Raw genomic sequence first — 24687 nt, 5'->3', positions numbered from 1 at the left:
GCGATCGCATTTGCTTGTTGGGCGATCGCATTTGCTTGTTGGGCGATCGCATTTGCTTGTTGGGCGATCGCATTTGCTTGTTGGGCGATCGCATTAGCTTGTTGAGCAATCGCATTTGCTTGTTGGGCGATCGCATTTGCTTGTTGGGCGATCGCATTTGCTTGTTGCGTTCAACCCGAAATAAGAGACAGATACGAATCAATAAGTATAAACACAGTGTAAGTCTCGGTTATTCAGCTTTAATTAAATCCACAAAACTACTCTTATCACGCAGAAACACATCCCAGTATCTTGAAATAGAACTATTCCAGAAATATTTCCCATGTCTTTAAAAACTCGCGGTTCTGCTGCTGTAGAAAAAGCTCAACGCCGTCTCGCCCTGCTTAAATCCATCAATGAAAATCTAGATTTAGGGTATGGATTAAGCATTGAAGCTTATACCCACCTTATCGATAACACCCGTGCCATGCTAGAAGCTCATAATACGCTTCTGTCTAATCTTGAGGAATCTCGTAAGACGATAACTCAGATGGACAATGCACTCTCGGAACTGTCTGAAAGGATGCTTACTGGAGTTGCGACTGTCTACGGCAGAAACAGCATGGAGTATTCAAAGGCAGGCGGCTCTAGTCGAAAGCGGAGTACTAGTAAAAAATCTATTTCACAAGTTCCTTCAGTTGTAGCGCTTCCCACTACTCAACCCACCCAAACTGCAACTAACGGCAAAGGCAGCTTGAGCAATGTCTAATTTTATATTACTTAATAGGGCAGCTATTATTTGTTGACTTAACATGGTAGTACAGTTAGCTGTGCTACCTTACTCCAAAATCCACGCAGCCTGAAAAAAGTCGCGTTCGCAAAACATCGCATAACGATAGGTTGAATGCACAACAGAATTGCTAGCGGCATAATTGTCAACCAAATTTTCTAATTGTTGTGTTAATGGTTGAAAGTCTGCACTGCTATAAGTACGAATCCAGTCTGCATATTGATGGTTAGGAATGCCGTTAGCAGCTAACTGTTCTCCCAGAAAGGCGTACAAACGCATACAGGGAGACATCGCCGCAGCAGTTAAACCCACATCTCCACTCCAAGCAGTTGCTAGCAAAAAGTCAGTATAGCGGCGGGTAGCGCCTCCTGCTTCTACAGAATGCAAATTGATTCCCCACTGGGAAGCATAACCACTATGCAACCGCAGTTCTTCTAAAACTCCACTAGCTAGGTTATGAAATGTGGTAAAACCCAACCAGTCTGGTGCTTTAGCTGCGGCGATACTGTATGCACGGGCAAAAGCTTCTAAAAAAAAAGCATCTTGCCCTACGTAGTAAGCAAATTTAGCTTTCTCAAGAGTACCATCGCCAATGCCTTGAACGAAAGGATGCTCTAGGCAAGCTTGGGCTAAGTCTTGATTTGCTGCCCATAATTCCTGAGATAAAGTCATTTGTTATTTGTTATTTGTCAATTGTCATTATCCCTCTGTTGTTTCAATCACTCTTAAAAAGGGAAAAACTGGAGCAAGACTGAGCCAAGACTTCCCAAGAAGTCCACAAAACTGGGGCTACCAGCACTCACTTTTTGATCTACGGGTGTTTGCAGTTCTTTAATAAAAGCTTGGGCTGTTTGGGTTCCAGGGGTATTGCTTTGGGATGTAAACAACTTTTCAGCAACTTGGGCATCTTGAAATGCACCTTGTCTATCTAGTATTTGGTAACGAGCGATACCACGAGCTAAATAAGCACCTGCAAATTCTGGTTTAATAGCGATCGCTTGATTAAAATAACTGATTGCTTGCTGTTGATTGCCTTTTTGCCCTTCTGCTACACCCAAAGCATAAAATTCCTCTGGTGAAGCAATTTGTGATGGTATACCAACTGCACCTTGGAAGTTAGTACCATTCAAGTTTGCACCAGTCAGTTCTGCATTTACTAAATAGGTATTTCTCAAATCAGCACCCGCTAAATTTGCCCCACGGAATTTAGCTTGGCTTAGGTTAACACCAAATAAACTCGCGCCACTCAAGTTTGCACCCCGTAAATCTGCGCTACTCAAATTTGCCCGGCTGAGGTTAGCACCTGTGAGATTAGCACCGCTCAAATTGGCTCCAGATAAGTCAGCCATCACTAAACCTGCATTAGTCAAATCGCAGTTTTGACATTGCTTAGTTGCCAATAACTGTTTAACATGTTCAGAATTTGCTGCTTGTACACTTGTTGTCAAAATAATCGTAGTTAAAAAGGCAGCTATGGCTAAAATTTGCTTCTTCATATTCGTGTAATATTTATTACTCAATATCTTATGCTAACTGAGATGGATTTATACCTCAGCATTATGATATGAGCAATCTGAACAGTTTGCCCTCTGTAGTTGTCTACATCACTTGTAAATTTGAGTAAACATTTACATATACCCTGATTTTAAATAAATATGAGACTATAGAAGCATTAAGACAGCCATAAAAACGTGAGTCAGCAAGACAAACTCTTAGAAAAGATCCTCTCTGGGACTTCTGATACAGACATCCCTTTCGCTCAACTGTGGCAACTTTTATATCGACTAGGCTTTGAGGAACGAATTCGTGGCGATCATCGTATTTTTAGCAAAGCCGATGTTGAGGAAATATTGAACCTGCAACATAAGAAAGGAAAAGCCAAAAGTTATCAAATTAAACAAGTTCGTGCAGTAATTCTTAAGTATAAATTAGGAACCCAAAATGATGTTTCGCTATGAAGTTATTCTCTACTGGAGTGAATTAGATCAAGCCTTTGTCGCGGAAGTACCAGAATTACCAGGCTGTGCTGCTGACGGTGATACTTATCAGGAAGCTCTGCATAATTTAGAAGTAGTGATGCAAGAATGGATAGAAACAGCTAAAGATTTAGGGCGTCCAGTTCCTCAGGTTAGACCGCGTTTGATGCACATCGTAATTAATACACAAGCAAAGTCAACATAATTAATAATTAATAAGATTATACCGTTTTTATCAAGCTGCATATATTTACCGAAGAAGCGGAGGGGCAGGGCGCTCAAAGCTTGGGGAGCAAGCCCTGACCTGGAGCCGTGGAGCGGAGCGGAACATGGGTATGAAGCCCCGCCATAAAGGGCGCTCTTACTGGGGCGGAGTACAAGCTCGTCTGGTGTTTTCCACCTTGCTCCCTGCCCCCTGCTCCCCTGCCTCTTTTGACCCTCGGCTATGCCATCCTCCCTTGGTAAGGGAGGACTACAAGGGGTTTTAGTATGTGCATCTTCATGCAGAATTGGTATTAGCTATTAGCAACCTTACAAATCACCATAATATGTGATTTATATTTGTCAATAGTATAGTGAATAAGTTCCAGTCCAGAACGTTCTAGTTCTTGCAAGAGTTTAGGGATTTCATACTTATGATGTCGCCAAATAGTAATTTCTTCACCTTCAGATATTTCAATCTTCTTATCTATCCCCATCCGACTGAAATTTAGAGTGTAATTATGGTGGAGTTTCATATTAGCAACTATACTATCTGTTTTTAAATCATACTTTCTGATCAATTCACAATCCTCAGATTTAATACCAATCTTGCTTTTAACCCATCCATATATTTCTTCTACATGATACTTGCAGCCACCTCTGACGTTTCCATCCCATTGAGAGGTAGAACCAGTTTCATTAGTAAATACCAGAAAATCATTTTTCGCCATGCTATCTCTAAAGTTTTTTAGTACCTCATCTCTATTTTGATGATTACCGATGGTAACACCTAAGTGGAAAAATATTTTTGCTGTGTCGTCAATTTCAAGGCTAACTTTATTTTGGAATAAACTTTTGGGTACACAACTATTCTCTATATCAATTGTAGAACTGATGAACTCAACTAGAGGAAACCATTTGGTAAAATTATTTTTGGATACATGAAGCAATTCTTCGCTGATATCTAAAGCAATATATTTATTAACTTTTCCTAGTTTATTAAGTCTTGTAATAAACTTTTTAACAGGATAGGAATTTCCGGCGCCAACATCTACAATATTGATTTTTTTACCAATTTGAATATTGTCATTCAAGTATTTAAAATTATCTTTTAAAAGTTCAATTTCTACATTTGATGTTCGATACCATGTTGGAATCACATATTTTTGATAAAAATCGTCCCATATTTTTGCTCCTCTACCTTTATAAGAATACTTTAGAGGTATTTCTCGTCTGACTTCTAATGCATGAATTATGCCTAAAACTTCTTCCTCAGAAAAAATAGAGAAGAACTCAGAACTTGGCTTTGCTGTGCGATTGATAGCAGTTGACATGTCTGAGGGAAGTTGGAAATTGCTATGAAAATTTTGAGCCATTATTCTTGTTCTTGGGTTTTCTGAGGTTATTGAAGTGGATTAGCTACAATGCTTGTCAAAGAGGTATTTTCTCATGCCACTGTCCCAAAATTTGAACTAAAATTTGGACTTACAAGCAGAAATAGATCCTACATTACGTACTGAGCAATTGGTTTTTTACATCAAAATACGAGATAATTTTCCAAAGATACAGGGGTGAATTCCAGTGGTTCAGCAACCAGAACTCCAGGAAACTTTGTCGATACAGCCGCCAGTTCAGCGTGTGCTTAAGAGTTTAAGCACTTACCGATGGACTTCGTTAGGAGCATTGGTTAGCTTGTTGCTGTTGACGATCGCAAACGCAGTTACCCCACAACTATTTCGGTGGGGAATTGATCAGGGCATTATCCAAAAAAACCTCCAAATTGTGCTATACAGCGCCGCCTGGATGGTACTCGCCGCGATCGCTCGTGGTGTATTTAACTTTGGACAAAGCTATCTAGCAGAAGCAGCGTCTCAAGGTGTAGCTTATGACCTGCGAAACAAAATTTTCAGCAAAATTCAAAATCTTAGTTTCAGTTATCATGACCAGGCGCAGACTTCCCAACTGTTAACCCGTGTCACCAGCGATATTGAGCAGATCCGTACCTTTGTTGGCACTAGCTTAATTCAGGTCGTCGGTTCAATTGTGACACTGGTGAGTATATCAGTGGTTTTGCTGGTGATGAATTGGCAACTAGCACTGATTACGCTAACGGCAGTGCCTATAGCCGCATGGTTGATGGCACAATTTGTGACTCGGAATAATAAACTTTTTCGGCAAGTACAAGAGCAACTAAGCGACCTGAATGCTGTATTGCAAGAGAACTTGTTAGGAATCCGGGTGGTGAAAGCGTTTGTCCGGGAATCAACCGAAAGGTCGCGTTACACAACCATGAATGATGGTCTAGTGAAGGCAAACATGAAGACCATTAGCGCCATCCATAATACCTTCCCCTTTATCTTTTTGGTGAGTAACTTAGTCACACTGGCAGTTTTCGCCTACGGGGGAGCGCAAGTGATTGGAAATCAGTTCTCTATTGGCGAACTGGTGGCGTTTAACTCCTACCTAGCCTTGATTCTCCAACCAATTTTGTTGATTGGATTTGCTGCACCTGCGATCGCTCAATCAGCTGCTTCCGCCGAACGTGTCTACGAAGTTGTAGATGCAGAAGTAGAAATTCGCGATCGCCCCAGTGCTGTCCCATTTGAAAGCTGTGGCGGTAGAATCACCTTTGAAAATGTTTCCTTTCGCTATCCGGGAGCCAGCACTGAAACTCTCAAAGAAGTTTCCTTTGAAACCAAACCCAACGAACTAATCGCCGTTCTAGGGATGACTGGTTCCGGGAAAAGCACAATTATGAACTTAATTCCCCGCTTTTATGATGTCACAGGGGGAGCAGTTCGCATTGACGGACGAGATGTAAAAAGTTTTACCCTCAAAAGCCTCAGATCGCGGATTGGGATTGTATTTCAGGAAACCACCCTCTTCTCTGGCACAATCCGTGAAAATATTGCCTATGCAAAACCCGATGCAACCCTAGATGAGGTGATTGAGGTGGCAAAAACTGCCCAAATGCACGATTTTATCAGTAGTCTACCTGATGGGTACGAGACGATTGTGGGTGAACGGGGCGTGGGCTTATCTGGTGGACAAAAACAACGAATTGCGATCGCTCGTACCTTACTGACCGATTACAGCATTCTGATTCTGGACGATAGCACCTCGGCTATAGACGCTAAAACGGCTGCCCAGATTCAAGCCGAACTAGATCGCTTAATGCGCCAAAAAGCTTGTACAACTTTTGTAGTAGCTCAACGCATTAGCACCGTTAAAAATGCCGATCGCATTTTTCTCATGGATAAAGGACGATTGATGGCACAAGGCACTCACGAGGAATTGATGCAAACCAGCCCACTCTATGGTGTGATTTTGGAATCTCAAGTAAAGGCGAAAGAAAAAAATGATACCAAACTAAAATAAATAGTCTTGCATCAGATTTTTATCACAGCCTTGTAATCAAAACAAAGACTTTTAATCAAAAATTCAAAATCTAAAATCCAAAATTACTATGAGAGGCACAGTTCCCGTTGTTGCATCCGAGGATCAAGCGAGTAAACAACTCTCCACCCTGCGGCGCTTTTTGCAATACTTGCTACTTTATCGCAAAGAAATTCCCATCGCCCTGACATTAGTATTTATTGGTGCTGTAACCCAGGCAATTGGGCCGTTTTTCCTCGGTTGGTCGATTGATCACCTAATTGCACAAGGAAATTTGCAAGGACTGCTACTGTTATTAGGGCTACTAGCACTAAACTACGGACTTGGTGTATTAGCAATCCGAGGTCAAATTATTCGAGTCGGCTGGATTATGCAGCGATTGCTGGCTCAACTGAGGCAAGATATTTTTACCAAAATCCAAAGTTTGCCACTTAGCTTTTTCGATCGCAGCGAAGCAGGCGATTTAATGAGCCGCCTGCTGAATGATGTCAATACTGTAAATCAGGCTTTTGGACTGACAATCGCCCAAATGCTGGGCAACACTTTCAGTTTGGTAGGTATCATCATTGCAATGCTCTCAATCAACTTACAACTCGGCTTATTGAGCAATCTGGTTGTGCCATTGATGATTTTTACCACCAGCTTATTTGCCCGTTGGGCGAGAGCCAGGTTTCGCGTTACCCGACAAACTATTGGCGAGCTTTCCGCCAAGTTAGAAGAAGATATTGGCAGCGTCAGAGAAGCACAGGCATTTAATCGTGTACAGATGAATATTCAAGAGTTCGACGTTCTTAACGCAGCCAATAGAGATGCTAACGTCGAGGCTGTAGCAATTACTTCGGCCTTTTTGCCCTCCATTGATTTTCTCAACACCCTAGCAACGGCAGGCGTGCTGGCTTATGGCGGCTATCTCGCAGTCACCGGAGTTGCAACAGTGGGTGTGGTAACATCCTTTTTACTTTACGTCCAGCAGTTCTTCCGTCCGATCCAAATTCTCAGCCAGTTTTACACCCAAGCTCAATCTGCCTTCGCAGGGTTAGAGCGAATCTTTCTATTGCTAGATGAACCGTCACAACTCAATGACGCACCCGATGCGACAGAAATGCCTCCTATTCACGGTGAAGTGACATTTGAGAATGTCAAGTTTGGCTATAACCCAGATCGACTGGTTCTCAAAGGGGTGAATTTGCACGCCTATCCAGGGCAGATGATTGCGTTAGTAGGGCCGACCGGTTCAGGAAAAAGTACAATTATTAACTTGATTTTGCGCTTTTACGATGTATCTGGTGGTGCAGTGAAAATTGATGATATTGACGTGCGTAGCGTTACTCAAGCAAGTCTACGGCGACAAATCGGCATCGTTCTGCAAGACAATATTTTGTTTAGCGGCACTGTAGCCGAAAATATAGCTTTTGGCGTTCCTTACGCCACTCAAGCTGATATCGAAGCGGCTGCACAGTTGGCAAATGTGCATGAGTTCATTACCTCACTACCACAAGGCTATACAACTCAATTGGGTGAACGGGGCGCACCCTTGAGCCAAGGACAGCGACAACTAATCAGTATTGCTCGTGCGGTGTTGATTAATCCCCGAATACTGATTCTTGATGAAGCAACAAGCAGCATTGACACGCGTACAGAAGCGCTAGTACAGATTGCGATCGCTCGTTTGTTGCAAGGTCGTACCAGCTTTGTAATTGCCCACCGCCTCAGTACAGTTACCCAGGCAGATCAGGTATTAGTAATTGAGCAGGGAGAAATTGTAGAGCAGGGTACTCACGCCGAACTCATCAATCAGCAAGGTGTCTATGCCAATCTTTATGCCCTGCAACTAGGTACAGCAGACACAATGGTTTAAGGATAACTGGGGTCAAGTTAGCTGGTGTGAGTAGCCAGACAGTAGCCAACAGCGTTAGTTGACAATAGTAACACAGAACAAGATGAACACCCAAAGTAACAACACTGGCACTGCTTACACTTCTCCTAGTGTCGAACTTATGTTAGAAAGCGAACGTGTTTACAAAGCCTTTTGTCGTGCTATCCAACTGAGTACAGGACTTAAAGGAACTGCTCTGAAACAAAGGATTGAAGAATGCCATAGCGCTACTTATAAGCTGTTGTTTGGAACTGATGATAAACAAGAGCTAAACACAATGGAACAAGTTTTTCTAAATTGGCAATTGTGGTTGACTGTTGGTATGGTTGCAGCATCTAGGGGCGTGAGTGCAAAAGAACTACTAGAGGGCTTAGAGCTTCCGTTGTTTCCGTGAACTGACACTAGAAGAGGGTACGTGTTTTAGGTGCGCCCTCTTTTATTTAGCTACAGATTACTTTTGTGTATGTTCTACAGTTTGAGGTAGTATCTTATCCCAATGCTGTATAGCTTTTGGCGCAAGCCTGACAAATGCAAAAGTTAGGAAAGACAAGATAAAAGCAACGACTTGAGCGTTGGTTGGGTTTGTAACGGTTTCTAAGTTTTCTTTTGCGCGGTTAGATAATAGACCTTCTTTAGGTTGAAGGCTTTCTTTTGGCTTACCGTATTTGCTTTCGTAATAGCGTTGGTAGTTATTCATAAGTCAATGTATACATAATAGAATTTAGTATTTACCGTAGTTCAACATACGTCAGTGATTTGTATCACCCGTCATAGGTGTATCTAACTTGAGTTTGCTGTCTATCGTGGGGTCTGTACTTCTCCCCATTAAGGTACATTATTCTGAAACCCCTGTGGTTAAGCCATTCGATACCCCACCGTACCCCCTTTTTTCAAAAACAAGGGTAAACAGTGGGGAAAACTTAGGCGGATTTAGCAGCGTTTCTATTGCCCTTGTTCTTACTTTCGGCTAAGGAATCGAGTAGCATTTGAGAGTGTACCTTGCTAAAACTTTCATTTGCCTACACGCTAAACTGGGTGTATTAAAGTCTACAGAAGTAAGCACAAATGTTAAAAAACAAACATATACTTATACCAACTCTACTGATTGCAGTTTTAGCTAATGTATCTGTCATCTTTTTATCAGAATACCAACGTTTTAGAGACAAACAAGAGCAAGCAATCATAGATAAACAGAAAGCGGAAATTTTAATCAAGCTATTGAAAGCTGATGCTAAAAGGTTACAAGAGGAAGAGCAAAACAGAAGAGAAGTGTCCGCTATGTTAACCAAGCGTGCTGAACAAATAGTAGCCGATAGCACGAAGGAACAGCAAGAGTTTAGTAAGGTGTTAAGAGATAATCAGGTTAAGCTTGACCTAAAACCCCTGCAACCACTCAATAGAGAAGGGCTGGTTCAACCCTAGTTTTGCCCTCTCTTTTGCTTTTAACCTTAGTTCTTAAGAATCGCTTGCTGGGTAGGGCTTTGGTCGCACGGCATCAGTTTGGCTGCTGTGTGACAGACCTTGCGACAAAAACCCCAGCTTAAGACAGACCTTGCGACAACTAAAACCCTTACCCACAAAACACTTGCCACCTCTGTCTTCAGTGTCTTAAGGTGTCTTAAGGTTTTTAAGACTAGTGGGTATAGGCAGGAGTAGCAGCATTAGCACAGGATTTTTTAACTCTCTAGATTTGTTAGAAAAAGCTGGCGACACCTGGCGACACGTAAGACAGCAGCCTGAAAACCTTGCTGTGTAAGCGTTTTGTGTGTCTTAATCCTGTCTTAAGCACCGTGTCTTGAGGTGGCGACATTAAGACAGCAAAAGAAAAGAGCGCCTACAAAGGTAAGCGCCCCATCTATTATTCTTTTGTGTGTCTTAGGCTTGAGGTTAGTAATACTCAACGGCTGGGATGTTTTCTTTAGTCACCCTCACATCATTTGCTTTAACATCAGCAAGAGAAGGTAAAGCCCAGTAGTAGCCCTTAACGCCCTTGTGCCTACATTCTTTCTTTGTACACCCAAGCTTACGTAAGATAGCAGTGATTTCAGCGTGTGCCTTCTTATCGTTACACCTGCTTAGGTCAAACCCTAGCGCATTTTCCATGATGTCTTTGAGGGTGCAGGGGGTGTGGTGGGTCAGGTAAGCGGCGATAGTCTCCTCCCAAGGGCTTACGTGTTCATATTGGGCGGTATCTAAAGCTGCTAAGGCTGTCTCTGTCTTAGTCAACCACCATTGTTCTTTGTTTAGGAAAAGGGCAAGTACAGCCGCCCAAACATCATCCCTCATTTGGGTAATGGCTTCGGTGTCAATGTCTTCTGTCGCAGGCACTACCCAAAAGCGTCTATTGCCTGTGCTGTCGCTTAAAAACTCACCTTGGTTTGTCGTGCCGCAGATAACAAAATGCCTGGGGTATTCGTCTGGTTCACTGGCGTAAGGTCTGCGGAAGGTATCGCTTTCGGTACTCATAAAGCTTTTGATTGCCGCTACAGCTTTTCTACTAAACGCATTTTCTATTTCGCCATACTCAATGCACCAGCTACGCGCCATCGCTAACAGTTGGTCTACATCGCTTTTGTGTTCACCCAAGGTTTGAAAGAACTCGCCAAACAAAGAACTAAAGAAAGTTGTCTTTCCCTTTCCTTGCTCACCTTGTAACACTAAAGCCACATCAGCTTTTTGCCCTGGTTCTAAGGCACGAGCAACAGCAGAGATAAGCCACTTACGGATGTAAAGCCTATGCAGTGGCGAATAAACACCCATAGCTTGATAGAGGGCGCTTAAGATTGGTGTTGGGTCTGCTGCTACGGTGAGGCTTTGTAAGTAAGCTCTCGCAGCATGGTAGGGGTAACGCTGGGCTGTGGTTGAGGCTATGCGCTTGAAGTTATCAAAAGGTAGGTCTAAGTCTAGTTCCCTTTCTGCTGTGTCGTGCAATTGTTCTAAGCTCAAGCACTCGCCCCTAAACCTAAGCTTATTCTTCATCTCATCCCACTGAAGTTTGCCATCAAAGTAGTTGTCTAGTGCCTCTCTCATTATGTTGCTCTTGCTTCGGTTGCCTCCATTACTTTTAAGTGTAATCGGGCGCTCTGTTCCTTTGTTGGCACTGGCTAAAGTGGCATCTATTTCAGCTTTAGATAGACCAATCTCAAGCGCCACAGCTTTAAGCACTTCGTCTATTGTCTCCAGTTTGTCTGGAAATGCCCCAGCGAGTGTGTACTTTAACGTGTTGAGTGTGCTGTTGCGCTCACCTTCAGGAGCTTTTCTCAGCTTGTTGGCGAAAGTGTCTAGTGTCGCAGTGAAGTTAGCGTTAGGAGGCACAGCAATAGTTTGTTGTTGGGCTACTGCCTTAGTGTTGGGCTTAGGTTTAGCTGTCTCTAGCTCAGGTACACCAGCCATGATTTCCTCTATGGTGTCCCACAAAGATAAGAGATATAGGCTTGGGCTTGCGCGTAGTCTTGAGTTTGAGATACAATTGAGTCAAAATAGTTCATTTCTTTTTCCTTTGTTTTTGTTAATAAGAGCCAGCTTTGGTTGCCGCCTTAGCTGGCTTTTGATTTTGTCTTGTTAGTTTTCCTCAGTGAACAAGCGCAGCACATCATCTAGATGAACTAAGCCGTTGTGTTCTCTAATTGGACTACCGTTGAGGTTAACTATGGTTTCATCTCCTAGCTTCACTCGTGGCAGGTTTCTGTAACCTTCCATTACAAGCGCCTCAGCTACGGTTGGGAAGTCTTCTGCTACTTGTTCAATGTCTTCAGTGGTGTAACGGCGAGAGTAAATACCAGGCTGGATGCGTACTCTGAAGCTTTCATCAGCCCTTATCTCAACAACAAGCCCACCTATTACTTGCTCAGAGGTCAGCATTAGGCGTCCTCTTTCCTCAGCGTGCGCCCTTACTCTCTTGCAAGCCGCCTTGAGTTTGCTTTCTATGACCAATACCTCAGCGTCAGACTTGCCCTTGCAGTAGTGTATGTCTCTTCTTAAGTATTCAGTTAAGGCTTTTGTTTCTACGAAGCTGACTTCCATAAAGCTTTCGGTGCGGTCAAGCCAAGCTATGAAGTCGTCTGCGGTGTATTTTGAGCAATCTACAGCGTCTACTACAGCTTTTGCAGCGTCCATCTGTGCTTTATACTCTCGCTTCATCTGTGCCTTACTCTTGGGCTTCACAGGTGCGCCTAAAAGCTTACTCTCATTAGTTGCTACTTTCTCTGCCTCAGCCTTAAAGTATTCGGTTTCTTTACTTTGCTTAGGTTTGGTCACTTTACTTATCTCCTGTGCTTACTGCTTGTGTGTCACTTAACACTTGTCTGATATAGGCTGAGAGACTTAACCCAAGTGCGGCTGCTATAGTCCTGAACTCATCTATCTGCTCTTGACTCTCGAAGTAAATTTCAGCGCTTGCCCCATACTTACGTCGTCTACTCATCTAAAAGCCTCCTTGCTTGTGTTTAGTTAACTCAGGACAGACGTTTATCCGTCTCTATTAATAAGTCTGTGGATGGGATTTTGAGGACTTGACCGAACCACAGCCCTACACTTTTAGTAGTGATTGCCGAACCTCAGCTAACACTTATGCTGTGTTCCTTCCAATAGCCCTCTAAGCTCCTCTAGCAAGCGTTTGCAAGCGTCATACCTTGGGCTAGTCTTATGCTCTGGTGAATTAGCCTCAGCTTCCCAAGCACTCACTACAGCTTTGAGGTCATCTCTTAGGCTCACGAGAGCGTCACCATCCATGTTCTCTGGAATGCGAAAGGTCTTAGTCTTCTGTCCTTTGTATTTACTTCTGTGATCGCCGCCCCAGGTTGTCTTTAGACTGCCCATACTCACGCCTCCTTTGGTTGACACAATCAAGAACAAAGTAAAAGCTCAAGCCAGTCTTTCTTCTTCTGCCAACTTCCGCCCCTCTTCTGCCCAAGCTTGCCCTCAAGAATATTCGCTACACTCATGCCACTTTGGTAGAGTTCTCTTAGGGCGTTCACTTGTTCAGGAGTCACGTAAACACCAGTCAAAGGCGAGTTTTCTAGCATCTGTTGAACGCTCTGAACGTCTGAACACTGGCTCTCTGTAAGGATTTCAGCCGTTTCTGTCTCTGAACTTTTGTTGAACTGGGAAGTCGGTTGTGTATGAGTTCGGGCAAGGGTGGGGCGTAAGGCTGGCTTATCATCTACCAGACACACCTGCTTACCACCTCGTTCTAGCCAGTCAACTAATGCTGTGTTCTTCAGTAGCTTCGCCCTGTCTATTGCACTCTGACCTAAGTAAACGCGCACAAAACAACTGTCTCTTAGGCTTGAGTCACCCTCTAAACCCAAGTTCTTTACTGTGTCGTTCTGTGCCACTACAGCAATGAAGCGTTTAACCCTACGCCCTCTCTTTGCTTGCTTAGACATCCATTCTCTTGTGACCTCTATCTCATCAACCAAAGCAGGCATTTCCTCAGCCACAGTGAGGCAAAGATTGGGTTGCCATCGGTTGCCTGCTTGCTTTCTCTGCTGTGTTAGGTCTTCTATGGCGTTTAAATCCGCCTGCATCTGCTCACCTATGCTGATGTAGCTTTCAAACAAAGAACAGCTAGGAAGAGAGCGCAAGTAAAGCCAGTCATCTACGGTACAGTCATTGTCATATATTTTGTAATGCCAACTGTAGCCCAACACTGATGCAAAAGCCTGCACAAAAGTACTCTTACCTGCGCCAGTGCCGCCCACAATGAGAAGGTGCTTATCTTCTGCTTGCCAATAGCCCACCACATCAGTGATTAAGTCAGCTTCTATAGGCTTAATGTTCTCTACCGTAAGTGTTTGCTTCCTTGACAGCAGCCCGTTATACCATGCTATCGACTGCTTACGGTCTATGATGCCTAAGTCTTCAGAGATGGCTGACAGTGCATTATTATCTTGTGCCATTCTGTAGCCCACTAAGCTGCAAGCAAGCCCAGCTACAGCAGCAGACAGCCTACCTACGCCTTTATTCTGTAGTCCTACTGTGGGTAATAGCAAAAGACTAGCCACACCTAAGCCCAATACACCTGCCTTAGTGCTTTGCTGTAGTCTCAAAAGTGTTCTTACGAAGCTTACTGGATATTCACTGCGTTCACTTTGCATAACTACAGCCCTCCTAAGACTACACCAGCCACTACAGCACAGCAAAAGAGAAGGGCGCTTGTTTCTAATCTTGAGCGTATTGCCCAGTGCAAGCCTAAGCCGAACACAGCACACCCTACGACAGATGATAGGAGTCGGTCAAAAGAGATTATGGGCAAAGCTAGAGCTAACAACAGTTGTGTGATGACGGCGCTTGTGAAGGCTGCTGAAAGAGCTAAGAACAGAAGCGCCCCAATCCCACTTTTGTCTACTGCCGTGGGCTGTGGTAGTTGCTCCTGCTTCCCGTCAAAAGTGATGGTGAGTGCAGTCTTATCTTGGCTTAGGTTGGTGCTGACGCGGTTCTCTGTAAGTGTTGTCTGTGGGCTGTTGTTCATGCTCGGTTCCCTCGTAAGTGCAAAAGAAACATAGGTTTATCTCTGTGCGATTACTACCGCTTTTACCTGTTGAAAGTAAAAGCAGCAGACCTCCAATCATTAGTGCTGCTGCAAGTCTGTCCAAGTTCTTATGTCTCCTTATGTCTTCTTATGCTTCCTTACGTCAGCTAAGGTTCACAAGATACCCAACAACTCCTGCCGTACTGAAGTGTTGCTGACTAAGTAGGCTGACAATCTCATGCTTACTAATCTTGACGAATAGCTCACTACTCTCTTGAGAAGTCACAAAAGGAGTGAGTAAAGGAAACTTCAAGCCTGCCACTTCTTGAGCATTTGCTGAGATAGAGCCAGACAGCTTAAGGCTTTTGCGCTCCTGCGTACCTGTTGCTATGAGCGTAGGTAGCTTTCGTTGGCGCTTTGCTTTAGTCTTGCTATTACTGTCTACCGTGTTCTTACCATTACTGGTGATTAGTTCTGTCGGTGTCATACTTGTACTTCTCCTATGTTTTTACTTGCGTTTGTCGTTCACTACGTCAATCACAACAGCTTCAATCTCTAGAGCGCTGCTGTATTCGTCTGTTGACATGCTGTAGACAGTTGTTTCTTTGTCATCTCCTACAGAGAATGTCACTTCCTTGTCATCTACCGTCAGCCTTGGGTCGTCTATCAATGAAGAATCGCTGGTGAACATAATCGCTTCGCTCTTGGGCTAAAGTTTGCTGAAAACTACTTGAGGCTCAGGTAAGCTAGAGAGTGTGAGCCAGACAACTATTGTTAGCTTTGTTAGCTAGCTATAGTATATCACATTTGTTAGCAATGTTAGCAGCGTGAGTAAAATGAACATGACCCAAGACACTACCACTCTTTACATTCGCAATTTCCCCGCAGAGTTATCTAAAGACCTTAAGAGACAAGCACTAGAGCGCAACACTACATTGCAAACACTTGTCACGCTCATACTTGAAGATTGGGTGAGACAACAGCACGACACAAAAGCGTAATAACTTCGCTGTAGCTTTCTAAGGGGTGTTAGAAGTTGACAATTTGTGATTACTTGGCTATAGTTAAGGAACAAACACAAGTAGAGAGCGCCACAGTGAGAAACAAGAAAGCCAAACCCAACCCTAACGCAGTTGTTATCTACCTAAGAGTCAGCACAGATGAGCAAGGCAAAAGCGGCTTAGGTCTAGATGCCCAACTTGAGTCTTGCCAACGCCTATGTGAGATGAGAGGGCTGTCTATCGTGGGTGTGTACTCTGAGATAGTTAGCGGAAAGATTGACCCAAGAGAACGCCCTATCTTTATGCAAGCCCTAACCACTGCCCAAGCTAACGGTGCAAGTGTGCTAGTGAGTAAGCAAGATAGATTTTCTAGAGAGGTGTTTCATGTCTCAGGCTATGTAAACAATTACTTCTTTGGTTCACAGACGCCCCCACTTATTGCAGCAGATAGCCCTAAAGCTAGCCCTATGGAAATCTACCTCAAAGCTATGGTGAGTGAGCAAGAGAGGCAAGCCATTAGTCAGAGAACAAAAGACGCACTAGCTCAACTAAAGAAGCAAGGTAAGCAACTTGGGTTAGCTGGCAGACAAGCGCACTCAACCCAAGCACAGGACAAGACAGCATCAGCTTTGGAAAGGGCGCAAGAGTTAAGAAAAGGTGGGTTATCTCTAGAAGCCACAGCGAAAGCCCTAACCTCAGAGGGCTTTGTCACAAGTAGAGGTACAGCTTGGAGTAAGCAATCGTTAAGCAAAAGACTAGCAGCAGCATGAGCGCCCCTCTCTCAGTTCTTTGCCCCATACATAAGCTCTTTCACCCACAGCTACAAGTCACAGCAGAGTACTCACTACAGCCACGCTTCATCTTAGGTGAGTACTAATACTTATGTTAATCTAACAAAGAAATGTTTAAGTATGCTTGGAGCAAAGCGACACTAAAGTAATAGGGGGATACTGAGCTACGATGGTACGACGGTAAAACACAGGAGAATTTATACTATAGTTTTTCTCTCCACACAAGTCAGCCACACACTTGAAACTCTCCACAGCAGGAGATAACCCAAGCTTGGCGGCTCTCTTGCTTATTGGGTAAAGAGTGTAGGCTATGCGAGTGTGTTTCTCTACGGTGGAATAATAAAAGCATGAGTATAAATACCTGCCCGCTTATGTTTACGGAAAGTAATCTCATGTGGTTCTAATACAGTGGTGGCAAGGTTTTACAATAGTTAGATAGGCTAAGTGTCATAGGTTCTCTTGTCTTCTGTTGCTGCTGTCCCCTGCTAAGGACACTTAACCCAAGTCTAAGGCACTTGTGTAAGCTGTAGGTCTTCCTCTTCCTGTTGCCCCTTTCTTGTGAGGCTGTAGAAAACCTTAGCTTTATTAAGGTAGCTCAAAGCTTTAGACACACTTCTATATTCGGCGCACTCTTTAGGTAATTGCTGACGATACACTTCTAAGCTTACGGATGCTGACCATAGTAGCTGAGTGGTGTTTCTGCTCACTTAGCACTCTCCTTAATGTTGTTGCACTCCAAAGTTTACCCCGCTTACAACAGATTGGGAACTTCTAGGCTACTTACACACCCTGCGTAATGTCTCATGATTATCTCTGGGCTGTTGCCAACCCACCTAGCTATCTGAGGAATAGGCACACTAGCCTCTATGCACTGGCTAATGAATGTGTGGCGAGTGTTGTAGAGACAACGATAGCGCTGTACTTTGCCTTCGTCTACTAAAGTTGTGACTATACCTCTGTAAACCTTCTGACCATCTTTCCTACCTTTCCATACTTTATTTGTAAACTCACTGTTATGCACTGGTAGACCTGTAGGCGAGGTAAACACCAGAGAATCAGAGCTTGGGTTAGTTGGGCGGATAGATAATAACAGGCTGGATAACTGATGATTACAAGGAAAACGCCTACTTACGCCAGTCTTTGTAGTCTTCCTAAGCTTAAGCTCACCATCGTAAGACTCACAAAAAGTAATCTGTGTACAAGCTGAGTTTATGTGCTTCCACTGGAGGGCGATAGCTTCACCTGTGCGGCAACCAGTGAGAAACAAGAACTGAACAAAAGATAAGTAGTGGGGCTTGCGTTGGCGAAAGGCTTCTAAGATTGCAGTGCGTTCTTCTGAGGTGAATGGGTCTATGGCTCTCTGGTGCTTAGGTTGTCTCACATCAGCAGCCATGCCAGCAAAAGGATTAACAGTTATTATCCCAGACTTCACAGCCCACGCACAACACGCTGCTAAACTTCTGAGTACTTTCTTTGCTGTAGCCGCGCTCAAGTTTAGAAGTAAGTAGTCTCTGATTACGATGGCTTCAGTTAAGCTTCTAGTTGGTAGCTTTCTCAAGTGGTAGGGGAACTTTCGTAAGTAATCTTTTCTGTAGGTTGTCTCAGCTAACTGGTTTCTTTTGTATTCGGCATAATCAAACCAAAGCTCTAGTAAGTCAGGTGTTTTCTTTTGTGTTATTACAACTGTCTTGGGTCTAAACTGTTGTTTGTATCGCTCTAAAGTAGGGTCTAGCTGTCCTGTCTTAATGTCTTCTTCTATCTGCCAAGCGACTACCTGAGTTTTCTTTAGGTTTTCTGGTGTTGCGCCCAAGCCTGTGCTGATGTAGCGTGAGCTTCCTACGGCGATAGCTCTTGGTAGTCTCAGCCTTAGCTTACTTGCTTTGTTTTCTATGCCCACTTCAGTAGCCATTGAGTAGCCATTCCGCGATAACTGGGGTTAACTGATAGGCTGGTGACTACTTCTCATGAGGCACATATACACCCAAAGCTTGCTGTGCCGAATATGCCAATCTTTATGCCCTGCAACTAGGTACAGCAGACACAATGGTTCTTCAAAACGAAAACTAAAATATATAGATATAGCTCTAATTTATCAATTGCCAGCAAAAGTATGAAGCTACCTGACCTCGATTCACAAACCATTGATCGCATCATTGAAATGGCATGGGAAGATAGAACATCTTTTGATGCTATTGAGGCTCAGTTTGGGATACTGGAGAAACAGGTAATCGCTCTAATGAGGCGCGAAATGAAAGAATCTAGTTTTCAGATGTGGCGAGAGCGAGTCACCAAACGTAGTACAAAACATTTATCTAAGCGAGAATTTATTGCAGGTCGGTTTAAATCGCACAATCAAAAAACGTAAGTAATTGGGTGAAAACTACCAAATTCAGAAGCACAATGACGAAAGTTACACTCTACATTGCAGCTAGTTTGGATGGCTATATCGCTCGCAGTGATGGCGGAATTGATTGGCTATCAATCCTTGATACAGAAGGTGAAGACTACGGTTACACTGAGTTCTACGAATCGATTGATGCGATCGTGTTAGGTAGCAATACATATCAAGTAGCGCTTGGTTTTAATGAATGGCCTTATCCAGAAAAAAATCCTTCGTTTTCACCCAGCGCCCTCTCCAATCTAACCGTGAAGATGTTACATTTATTTCTGATCCAGTGGAGCCAGCCTTAGCAAATATAGAGGCTCAAGGTTATGAAAACATCTGGTTAGTTGGTGGCGGAGCATTAATCAATTCGTTTCTTCAGCACAGCTTGATTGACGAATATATTATTTCAACTATTCCAATTATCTTAGGTGGCGGTATACGCCTTTTCCCACCGCCTAGCCCTGAAGAAGAATTGGAACTGGTTAGCTCAAAACAATATTCTACCGGCTTACTTCAAGCGTATTATAGGCGAAAACAGAAGATTTAAAAAATTCATAATTCATAATTACGTGACTGCCATCATTAGGCAGTGGAATCATATTATGTTCCGTTTAACACTTATCATTATGATTGACGCAAGGAAACTTCCATCATAAGTGATTACCTGGACTTAATATCAAACCCTTTTTAATTACGAATTACGAATTACGAATTACGAATTACCTAAAGAAGCTTCTGAACAGCTTTGCTAAAGTCCTCGTAAGGTGAAACTCCTACGATAGTTTCAGCTAAATCACCATCTTTAAATATTAAAACTGCTGGAATACTGCGAAGACCAAATCTTTTGAAAATTGGCTTGTTGCTGTCAACGTCTACCTTAACAACTTTGGCGCGACCTTTATATTCCTCAGCAAGTTGATCCATTAACGGACTGACCAAGCGACAGGGGCCACACCAAGTAGCAGTAAAATCAACAACAACAATTTTCTCTTCACTTCCATTTAAAACAGTATCAAATTCGCTTTCTTGAACGTAAGTAACTATGTCAGTATCTGTAGACATTTTCTAATCCTTTAGTGTCAAACTCAAATTTCAGCAAAAAGCTAACTATACAAACTATACTCCCTTCTGCCTGTCAGATTCACCAGTCACTTAGATTATTGAAACCCCACACCTGATTTTTGCTTAAGTAAGCCGATGTGAATAAATCGAACTATGTTAATTAATGTAAAATTATTGTAATCCATTTCATAGTAAGGACTTCAGTCCTTTTTTTAAGACTAAAGTCCTTACTACAAAGCTTTAATTATTTACGCCGTTTTACTTAATAGCATGGATTTAATAACCTACAACTTTCTTACGTAGGGTGCTTTAATACGCCCTACCAACTGACCTAATCCAAAAACCTATACCTTAAGGCGTAGAGGAATCATTCTCTCGATCAAACAGTTCTAACAACCCAATTGTGCCTACGAAAAAAGTATAAATAGCATATTTTATTGGCATCTTTTTTCTTGAAGGTGCATAAAAAGCTGCTATAATGCTTTCGATAAAATGGCTAGTGACGGCAAAACGCTCAATCCAAAAAATTGGATTAAGGCTGCTTGATAGATTAGTATTAGTTATTAATGCATAAATATTCCATGATTCCAATCCAATCGCGCTTGTTATAAGGATTGTAGAGATAATTTTTACAAAGGTAAAAATGTATCTTTTTATAAGCTTTAAATTCATATCATTCACAAAATTTTTTTAAATTATGGGGCAATACTCTGTGAAGTAATAGACAAGTTGATCTATGAAGACTTATGCAAAAACTTTCTAAAACTGTGATTTTGCCATATCCTCTGTGGTAGCCTGCGGCAAACCTATTATCTACGAACGCGCAGCGTGTCGCAGACAGACGTTTTGCATAGCTTGCTTCTCTGTAGGAGTATACGTCTAGGTTTTTCCGGTACTCATGCGTAAGTCCTATGTATTATCTAAAATTCCCCTTAAGTCAACCAATCTTATATCATAATTTCCATTTTTATAAAAGCCTCTAAAAATACGGGCATGATGTATTAAGCCTGTTATACCCGTAAATACTACTACCGCAAAGCGAAAGTCAAAAGTATTGTATCCCAAGCTTTTGCGCCATTTGAAATAGTATGTTTATTTACGTTGTGCTGTCCTACGAGCAATGAAAATTAAATTACCAAATATTTAAAAAATGGTGAAACTGTGAAATAATACATAGGTGGTAAATTTAATTGCATTCAGTAGATTGATAAAAAATATAAAGCTATGATTACTCAACATTACAATTCAATTAATTTTGAAAATAACTTGCTTAAACAAATCAAGATTAAAGAAAATCAGCTAAAAATTGCACAAGAATCTAATATGCTATATGTAGCAGAAGCATTAGAAGAAGAATTATCAAAGTTACAAGGTCAATTATCAGAGTCCCAAAACGGTGAAGTTCAAGCGTTGATGAGTTTACTAGACGATTAAGATTATAAATTTGTGTTGCAAAATTTATTGAAACACAAAAACTCTGTTAGAGGGACGCAGATCATAATAATTGTGATAACTGAGGCTTCTAAAGTTTTATAAACGCATGATGATTCTTACCTAGTTAAGATATTAGGGTTTTGCTGAGTACGGGGTACTTTTATCTGCGGTACTGAATTAATCTTAAGAACAGGTTTAATTGGGCGCAGTTGCCTTTGCCTAAGAATTTGAGTTTCTCTCTCAATCAAATTTTTTCCTTGCCTCAAAAAGTCTTGAGAGTTATATGGAACTAAGTCGCGGGATAAATGTTGAGCTTGTGCTGGAGTCAAATTAGGAAAGGCTTGTTCAGCATTGGCAGAAGTTTGTATAGCCAGTAAAAAAGCTGTTGAAAGAACCAAGGGTTTTATTTTTATACATCCGGTGAATATCAGGTTTAACATAATTGATACATCTATTGCGTGAATGTTATTTCAAACCATCTTCTGTTGGTCTGATTATAAGCAAAGTATACTTATTGGTTTACTAATTATCTCCCACAAATGGGTGAATTAATTAGCTAAAGTTTTATCAAAAATAATAAAGGCATCAGTTGTCAGAATTCAGTTGGTAAACTGAACAGAAATTGCGGATAGCGTAGACTGTACCTTTGCTCAGTCGTCTTTAGATGACTTTGGCTATTAGACTCAGAATTCTTTCTGAGACGGGGTAGATGAGAATGAAATAGCCTTGTTAGGTTGGACGGATAGGCCGCACCCTTAGTAATACATCAGCTAAATTACTAGTTTAGGAATGGTGTCGATCCGGTTCAGTGATAATGCTGTAGTAGATATTCTAGTCTGTAACAGTCAATACTAAATCATAAAATTGTATTTTATACAGTCAGTCTTTACCAAAATAATAAAATTACTAACTTAGTTATTGGCAAAACCTCAGTTTGTATACAGTTTATTTACTAAGTTTTAAAATATGCTAATATAATTTACACTAAACCATATCAGTATTTTAACTGTTGCTTTACCTGTTAATACTTACTTAATATGTAGCACAATCTTTTCCATTATCTTACTCATCGTGAAACCTCTTCTACAGACTTACTTAGAACAAGAAATCTGGATACTAGTACGAGACAAATGGTATTTCGCCACAGTTATTGGAGTTTGGGATGATTTGTTGTGGTTTAAACATAGAACTTACAACAAAGATACAGAGGAGGATACTCTCTGGGAAATGGTTGTCAAAATCAGTGAAGTAGTTGCTATTGATAAAGTTAGGTCTGTTATTAGTAGAAAAGCAGACGTGCTTATTTCACGGCTACTAGAAACTGAGCAAGGATTAAACGATCATCATCAAGATCATGAACATTAATTAGCTCAATAGTAAAATATTTGCTTGTCTCCTAGATGAACGGATAAAAGTTGAGACAAGCACTATAAATCAGTATGATAGAAGATTAGCGGATCTCGTAGTTCCCTTTGGGTTGGTTGCCGATAGATACATTAGGTTAATCTAGCTTCAAGGTTTCTTTTGTAGAGGTTATGCCTACGCTAAGACAAAAAAGATGTTCGCACAACGAAGGTTTAATACTAATCTGATAGACTATCTTAAATTTGAAATTATAAAAACTGGTAGCTCAGGGCTGATAACTAAACTATGAGTGAAGCCTTATTCTGTATCGAAAATCTGCGAGTTGCCTATCCTGCGCGGAGTGGAGAAGAAGCAACCTGGGCGGTTGATGATGTATCTTTCACCTTACAACCAGGTGAAAGAATGGGATTGGTGGGAGAGTCGGGTTGTGGTAAGTCAACTATAGGACGGGCAGTAATGCGTTTACTACCAGCCTCTAGTCGGATTGAAGGACGGGTGACATTTCAAGGACAATCGGTGTTTGACTTGATGCCTAACCAGTTGCGTAAATTTCGGGGAGAAACGATCGCCTTAATTTTTCAAGATCCCATGACACGCCTCGATCCGTTAATGACGATTGGTAAGCATTGTATTGAAACCCTCCAGGCGCACTCACCAGAATTATCAACGCCAGAAGCCAAAGAAAAAGCACTTGCTACCTTGGCAAAGGTGAATATTCCAGCTAGTCGCTGGAATCAGTATCCCCACGAGTTTAGCGGCGGAATGCGCCAACGGGTAGCGATCGCTTTAGCTTTACTCCTCAACCCCAAGTTAATTGTTGCCGATGAACCCACTACCAGTTTAGATGTCACCGTTTCTGCACAGATATTAAAAGAATTAACTCGTCTGTGCGGTGAAGAAAACATGGGATTATTGCTGATTTCTCATGATTTAGCAATGGTGGCTGAGTATTGCGATCGCATTGGCGTTATGTACAACGGTAAGATGGTGGAAATGGGTGCTACAGAAACCGTATTTAGACACCCTCAACATGAATACACGCGATCGCTCTTAAAAGCAGCTTTACATATTCAAGCAGTAAATGATGACGGAGAATTGATAATTGCCAATGACTCAGAAAAGCAATTACCGATTGTTAATAAACAATCCCCAATTTTGAGTGTCAGTGAACTCAAGCAGTACTACACTATAGAACCTAACTTTATTGAACGGCTGTTTAAGACACAAGCCCAGACAATTAAAGCAGTAGATGGTATCAACCTAGATATTTATCCCGGAGAAATTCTCGGTTTAGTTGGGGAATCAGGTTGCGGTAAAAGTACGCTATCACGGACAATCTTACAATTAATTCGTCCCACTAGTGGCAAAGTTGAGTTTTTAGGACAGGATTTAACTAAACTGTCGCGTCAAGAAATTCGCTCCTCGCGGCGACAAATACAAATGGTTTTTCAAGATCCCCATGCTTGTCTCAATCCAGCGATGACAGTGGGACAAAGTATTGCCGATCCTTTATTTATCCACAATCTAGCCGATCCCGTTAAGGCAAAAGAACAGGTTTTGTGGATGCTAGAGAAAGTTGGGTTAACACCGCCAGAAGTCTATTATGAACGTTATCCATCAGATTTGTCTGGTGGACAGCAGCAAAGAGTTGCGATCGCTCGTGCTTTGATTACTCACCCTAAACTTTTGATCTGCGATGAACCAGTGAGTATGTTAGACGCTAGCGTACAGTCGCAAGTGCTGGATTTGATGTTGCAATTGAAAGAAGAATTTGAGCTAACTTATCTGTTTATCACTCACGATCTTTGGTTAGCTCGATTTTTGTGCGATCGTATTGCCGTAATGAATGGCGGTAAAATTGTCGAACTCGGTCTGACAAAAACCATTTTTGCTAATCCTCAGCACCCTTATACCAAAACCTTAATAGCTGCTGCCCCCTTACTAGCACGCGCTTAACC

33 protein-coding genes are annotated in these 24687 nt (G+C 42.2%); 15 read left to right on the top strand and 18 right to left on the bottom strand.

Translation table 11 applies throughout. From position 1 onward, the window contains the following. Positions 1-202 (bottom strand): hypothetical protein (locus tag V7K25_RS11920; RefSeq protein ID WP_335158098.1); only part of this gene is annotated, 202 nt, incomplete at its 3' end. Between the two features lie 120 nt (positions 203-322). Between V7K25_RS11920 and V7K25_RS11915 the strand changes: the two genes are divergently transcribed. Beyond that, positions 323-748, top strand: a complete 426-nt coding sequence (locus V7K25_RS11915; RefSeq protein WP_335158096.1) for a hypothetical protein — start codon at positions 323-325, stop codon at positions 746-748. Positions 749-817: 69 nt separating this feature from the next. Here V7K25_RS11915 and V7K25_RS11910 read toward each other — a convergent pair whose 3' ends face one another. Beyond that, positions 818-1441 (bottom strand): TenA family protein, encoded by a 624-nt coding sequence (locus tag V7K25_RS11910; RefSeq protein ID WP_335158094.1) that lies wholly within the window; start codon positions 1439-1441, stop codon positions 818-820. A 53-nt stretch (positions 1442-1494) separates the two neighbouring features. Further along, positions 1495-2265 carry a pentapeptide repeat-containing protein gene (locus tag V7K25_RS11905; protein WP_335158092.1) on the bottom strand — a complete coding sequence of 257 codons (771 nt, stop codon included), beginning with the start codon at positions 2263-2265 and terminating at the stop codon, positions 1495-1497. Between the two features lie 195 nt (positions 2266-2460). Between V7K25_RS11905 and V7K25_RS11900 the strand changes: the two genes are divergently transcribed. Together V7K25_RS11900 and V7K25_RS11895 are read left to right on the top strand one after the other, a co-directional pair. Further along, complete coding sequence (locus V7K25_RS11900) at positions 2461-2727, top strand: type II toxin-antitoxin system HicA family toxin (RefSeq protein WP_335158090.1); 267 nt, start codon at positions 2461-2463, stop codon at positions 2725-2727. Further along, positions 2711-2950 carry a type II toxin-antitoxin system HicB family antitoxin gene (locus V7K25_RS11895; protein WP_335158088.1) on the top strand — a complete coding sequence of 80 codons (240 nt, stop codon included), beginning with the start codon at positions 2711-2713 and terminating at the stop codon, positions 2948-2950. The genes V7K25_RS11900 and V7K25_RS11895 overlap by 17 nt, the downstream gene beginning before the upstream one ends. Before the next feature lie 310 nt (positions 2951-3260). On the opposite strand, the gene V7K25_RS11890 is transcribed toward V7K25_RS11895, so the two are convergent. Beyond that, positions 3261-4322, bottom strand: a complete 1062-nt coding sequence (locus V7K25_RS11890) for an L-histidine N(alpha)-methyltransferase (RefSeq protein ID WP_335158086.1) — start codon at positions 4320-4322, stop codon at positions 3261-3263. Between the two features lie 205 nt (positions 4323-4527). Between V7K25_RS11890 and V7K25_RS11885 the strand changes: the two genes are divergently transcribed. The 3 genes from V7K25_RS11885 to V7K25_RS11875 all read left to right on the top strand — a co-directional run bounded on the left by V7K25_RS11885 (position 4528) and on the right by V7K25_RS11875 (position 8612). Beyond that, positions 4528-6324, top strand: coding sequence for an ABC transporter ATP-binding protein (locus V7K25_RS11885; protein ID WP_335158084.1), 1797 nt, complete (start codon positions 4528-4530; stop codon positions 6322-6324). An 88-nt stretch (positions 6325-6412) separates the two neighbouring features. Beyond that, the gene (locus V7K25_RS11880) at positions 6413-8200 is read left to right on the top strand and encodes an ABC transporter ATP-binding protein (RefSeq protein ID WP_335158082.1); all 1788 of its coding nucleotides are present in this window, start codon (positions 6413-6415) and stop codon (positions 8198-8200) included. 82 nt (positions 8201-8282) lie between these two features. Then, the gene (locus V7K25_RS11875) at positions 8283-8612 is read left to right on the top strand and encodes a hypothetical protein (RefSeq protein WP_335158080.1); all 330 of its coding nucleotides are present in this window, start codon (positions 8283-8285) and stop codon (positions 8610-8612) included. Between the two features lie 57 nt (positions 8613-8669). Here V7K25_RS11875 and V7K25_RS11870 read toward each other — a convergent pair whose 3' ends face one another. Further along, positions 8670-8915: a hypothetical protein gene (locus V7K25_RS11870; protein ID WP_335158078.1), complete on the bottom strand. Its 246-nt coding sequence runs from the start codon at positions 8913-8915 to the stop codon at positions 8670-8672. 368 nt (positions 8916-9283) lie between these two features. Here V7K25_RS11870 and V7K25_RS11865 point away from each other — a divergent pair, with 368 nt between their 5' ends. Continuing rightward, complete coding sequence (locus tag V7K25_RS11865) at positions 9284-9640, top strand: hypothetical protein (RefSeq protein ID WP_335158077.1); 357 nt, start codon at positions 9284-9286, stop codon at positions 9638-9640. Between the two features lie 465 nt (positions 9641-10105). Here V7K25_RS11865 and V7K25_RS11860 read toward each other — a convergent pair whose 3' ends face one another. The 8 genes from V7K25_RS11860 to V7K25_RS11825 form a co-directional block, all read right to left on the bottom strand. Next, positions 10106-11611 carry a virulence-associated E family protein gene (locus tag V7K25_RS11860; RefSeq protein ID WP_335158075.1) on the bottom strand — a complete coding sequence of 502 codons (1506 nt, stop codon included), beginning with the start codon at positions 11609-11611 and terminating at the stop codon, positions 10106-10108. A gap of 168 nt (positions 11612-11779) precedes the next feature. Beyond that, the gene (locus V7K25_RS11855) at positions 11780-12475 is read right to left on the bottom strand and encodes a hypothetical protein (protein ID WP_335158073.1); all 696 of its coding nucleotides are present in this window, start codon (positions 12473-12475) and stop codon (positions 11780-11782) included. Position 12476: 1 nt separating this feature from the next. Beyond that, a complete protein-coding gene (locus V7K25_RS11850) occupies positions 12477-12641 on the bottom strand; it encodes a hypothetical protein (RefSeq protein ID WP_335158071.1) in 165 nt (54 codons plus the stop codon). A gap of 137 nt (positions 12642-12778) precedes the next feature. Then, positions 12779-13036, bottom strand: coding sequence for a hypothetical protein (locus V7K25_RS11845; RefSeq protein WP_335158069.1), 258 nt, complete (start codon positions 13034-13036; stop codon positions 12779-12781). A gap of 26 nt (positions 13037-13062) precedes the next feature. After that, the gene (locus V7K25_RS11840; RefSeq protein ID WP_335158067.1) at positions 13063-14316 is read right to left on the bottom strand and encodes a hypothetical protein; all 1254 of its coding nucleotides are present in this window, start codon (positions 14314-14316) and stop codon (positions 13063-13065) included. Between the two features lie 2 nt (positions 14317-14318). After that, positions 14319-14690 carry a hypothetical protein gene (locus V7K25_RS11835; protein WP_335158065.1) on the bottom strand — a complete coding sequence of 124 codons (372 nt, stop codon included), beginning with the start codon at positions 14688-14690 and terminating at the stop codon, positions 14319-14321. Positions 14691-14853: 163 nt separating this feature from the next. Continuing rightward, on the bottom strand, positions 14854-15177 hold the full coding sequence (locus tag V7K25_RS11830) for a hypothetical protein (RefSeq protein WP_335158063.1): 324 nt from the start codon (positions 15175-15177) through the stop codon (positions 14854-14856). Positions 15178-15198: 21 nt separating this feature from the next. Beyond that, positions 15199-15381 (bottom strand): hypothetical protein, encoded by a 183-nt coding sequence (locus V7K25_RS11825; protein WP_335158061.1) that lies wholly within the window; start codon positions 15379-15381, stop codon positions 15199-15201. Between the two features lie 151 nt (positions 15382-15532). Here V7K25_RS11825 and V7K25_RS11820 point away from each other — a divergent pair, with 151 nt between their 5' ends. Both V7K25_RS11820 and V7K25_RS11815 read left to right on the top strand, forming a co-directional pair. Continuing rightward, the gene (locus tag V7K25_RS11820) at positions 15533-15691 is read left to right on the top strand and encodes a hypothetical protein (RefSeq protein WP_335158059.1); all 159 of its coding nucleotides are present in this window, start codon (positions 15533-15535) and stop codon (positions 15689-15691) included. Between the two features lie 53 nt (positions 15692-15744). Then, entirely contained in the window at positions 15745-16461 is a 717-nt protein-coding gene (locus V7K25_RS11815) for a recombinase family protein (RefSeq protein WP_335158057.1), read from the top strand. A 527-nt stretch (positions 16462-16988) separates the two neighbouring features. On the opposite strand, the gene V7K25_RS11810 is transcribed toward V7K25_RS11815, so the two are convergent. Next, positions 16989-17189: a hypothetical protein gene (locus tag V7K25_RS11810; protein WP_335158055.1), complete on the bottom strand. Its 201-nt coding sequence runs from the start codon at positions 17187-17189 to the stop codon at positions 16989-16991. 44 nt (positions 17190-17233) lie between these two features. Next, a complete protein-coding gene (locus V7K25_RS11805) occupies positions 17234-18391 on the bottom strand; it encodes a tyrosine-type recombinase/integrase (RefSeq protein ID WP_335158053.1) in 1158 nt (385 codons plus the stop codon). 201 nt (positions 18392-18592) lie between these two features. Between V7K25_RS11805 and V7K25_RS11800 the strand changes: the two genes are divergently transcribed. The 3 genes from V7K25_RS11800 to V7K25_RS11790 are packed head-to-tail and all read left to right on the top strand — an operon-like array spanning position 18593 to position 19415. Continuing rightward, on the top strand, positions 18593-18847 hold the full coding sequence (locus V7K25_RS11800; protein ID WP_335158051.1) for a TIGR03643 family protein: 255 nt from the start codon (positions 18593-18595) through the stop codon (positions 18845-18847). 35 nt (positions 18848-18882) lie between these two features. Continuing rightward, positions 18883-19173: a dihydrofolate reductase family protein gene (locus V7K25_RS11795; protein ID WP_335158049.1), complete on the top strand. Its 291-nt coding sequence runs from the start codon at positions 18883-18885 to the stop codon at positions 19171-19173. Further along, on the top strand, positions 19158-19415 hold the full coding sequence (locus tag V7K25_RS11790) for a dihydrofolate reductase family protein (protein WP_335158047.1): 258 nt from the start codon (positions 19158-19160) through the stop codon (positions 19413-19415). The genes V7K25_RS11795 and V7K25_RS11790 overlap by 16 nt, the downstream gene beginning before the upstream one ends. A 176-nt stretch (positions 19416-19591) precedes the next feature. Here V7K25_RS11790 and trxA read toward each other — a convergent pair whose 3' ends face one another. Continuing rightward, the gene (trxA, locus tag V7K25_RS11785; RefSeq protein ID WP_335158045.1) at positions 19592-19930 is read right to left on the bottom strand and encodes a thioredoxin; all 339 of its coding nucleotides are present in this window, start codon (positions 19928-19930) and stop codon (positions 19592-19594) included. A gap of 351 nt (positions 19931-20281) precedes the next feature. Continuing rightward, positions 20282-20602 carry a hypothetical protein gene (locus V7K25_RS11780; protein WP_335158103.1) on the bottom strand — a complete coding sequence of 107 codons (321 nt, stop codon included), beginning with the start codon at positions 20600-20602 and terminating at the stop codon, positions 20282-20284. Between the two features lie 552 nt (positions 20603-21154). On the opposite strand from V7K25_RS11780, the gene V7K25_RS11775 reads away from it, so the two are divergent. Next, positions 21155-21364: a hypothetical protein gene (locus V7K25_RS11775; RefSeq protein WP_335158043.1), complete on the top strand. Its 210-nt coding sequence runs from the start codon at positions 21155-21157 to the stop codon at positions 21362-21364. 116 nt (positions 21365-21480) lie between these two features. On the opposite strand, the gene V7K25_RS11770 is transcribed toward V7K25_RS11775, so the two are convergent. Continuing rightward, positions 21481-21804, bottom strand: a complete 324-nt coding sequence (locus V7K25_RS11770; RefSeq protein ID WP_335158041.1) for a hypothetical protein — start codon at positions 21802-21804, stop codon at positions 21481-21483. A gap of 631 nt (positions 21805-22435) precedes the next feature. Here V7K25_RS11770 and V7K25_RS11765 point away from each other — a divergent pair. After that, positions 22436-22729: a hypothetical protein gene (locus V7K25_RS11765; protein ID WP_229488624.1), complete on the top strand. Its 294-nt coding sequence runs from the start codon at positions 22436-22438 to the stop codon at positions 22727-22729. A gap of 285 nt (positions 22730-23014) precedes the next feature. After that, complete coding sequence (locus V7K25_RS11760; RefSeq protein WP_335158039.1) at positions 23015-24685, top strand: ABC transporter ATP-binding protein; 1671 nt, start codon at positions 23015-23017, stop codon at positions 24683-24685. Positions 24686-24687: the final 2 nt, after the last annotated feature.

The sequence above is a fragment of the Nostoc sp. genome, from assembly GCF_036919495.1.
Classification (GTDB): Bacteria; Cyanobacteriota; Cyanobacteriia; order Cyanobacteriales; family Nostocaceae; genus Nostoc.
The sequence above is the reverse complement of the archived record's forward strand: the minus strand, read 5'-3'. Positions and strand labels throughout refer to the sequence as shown.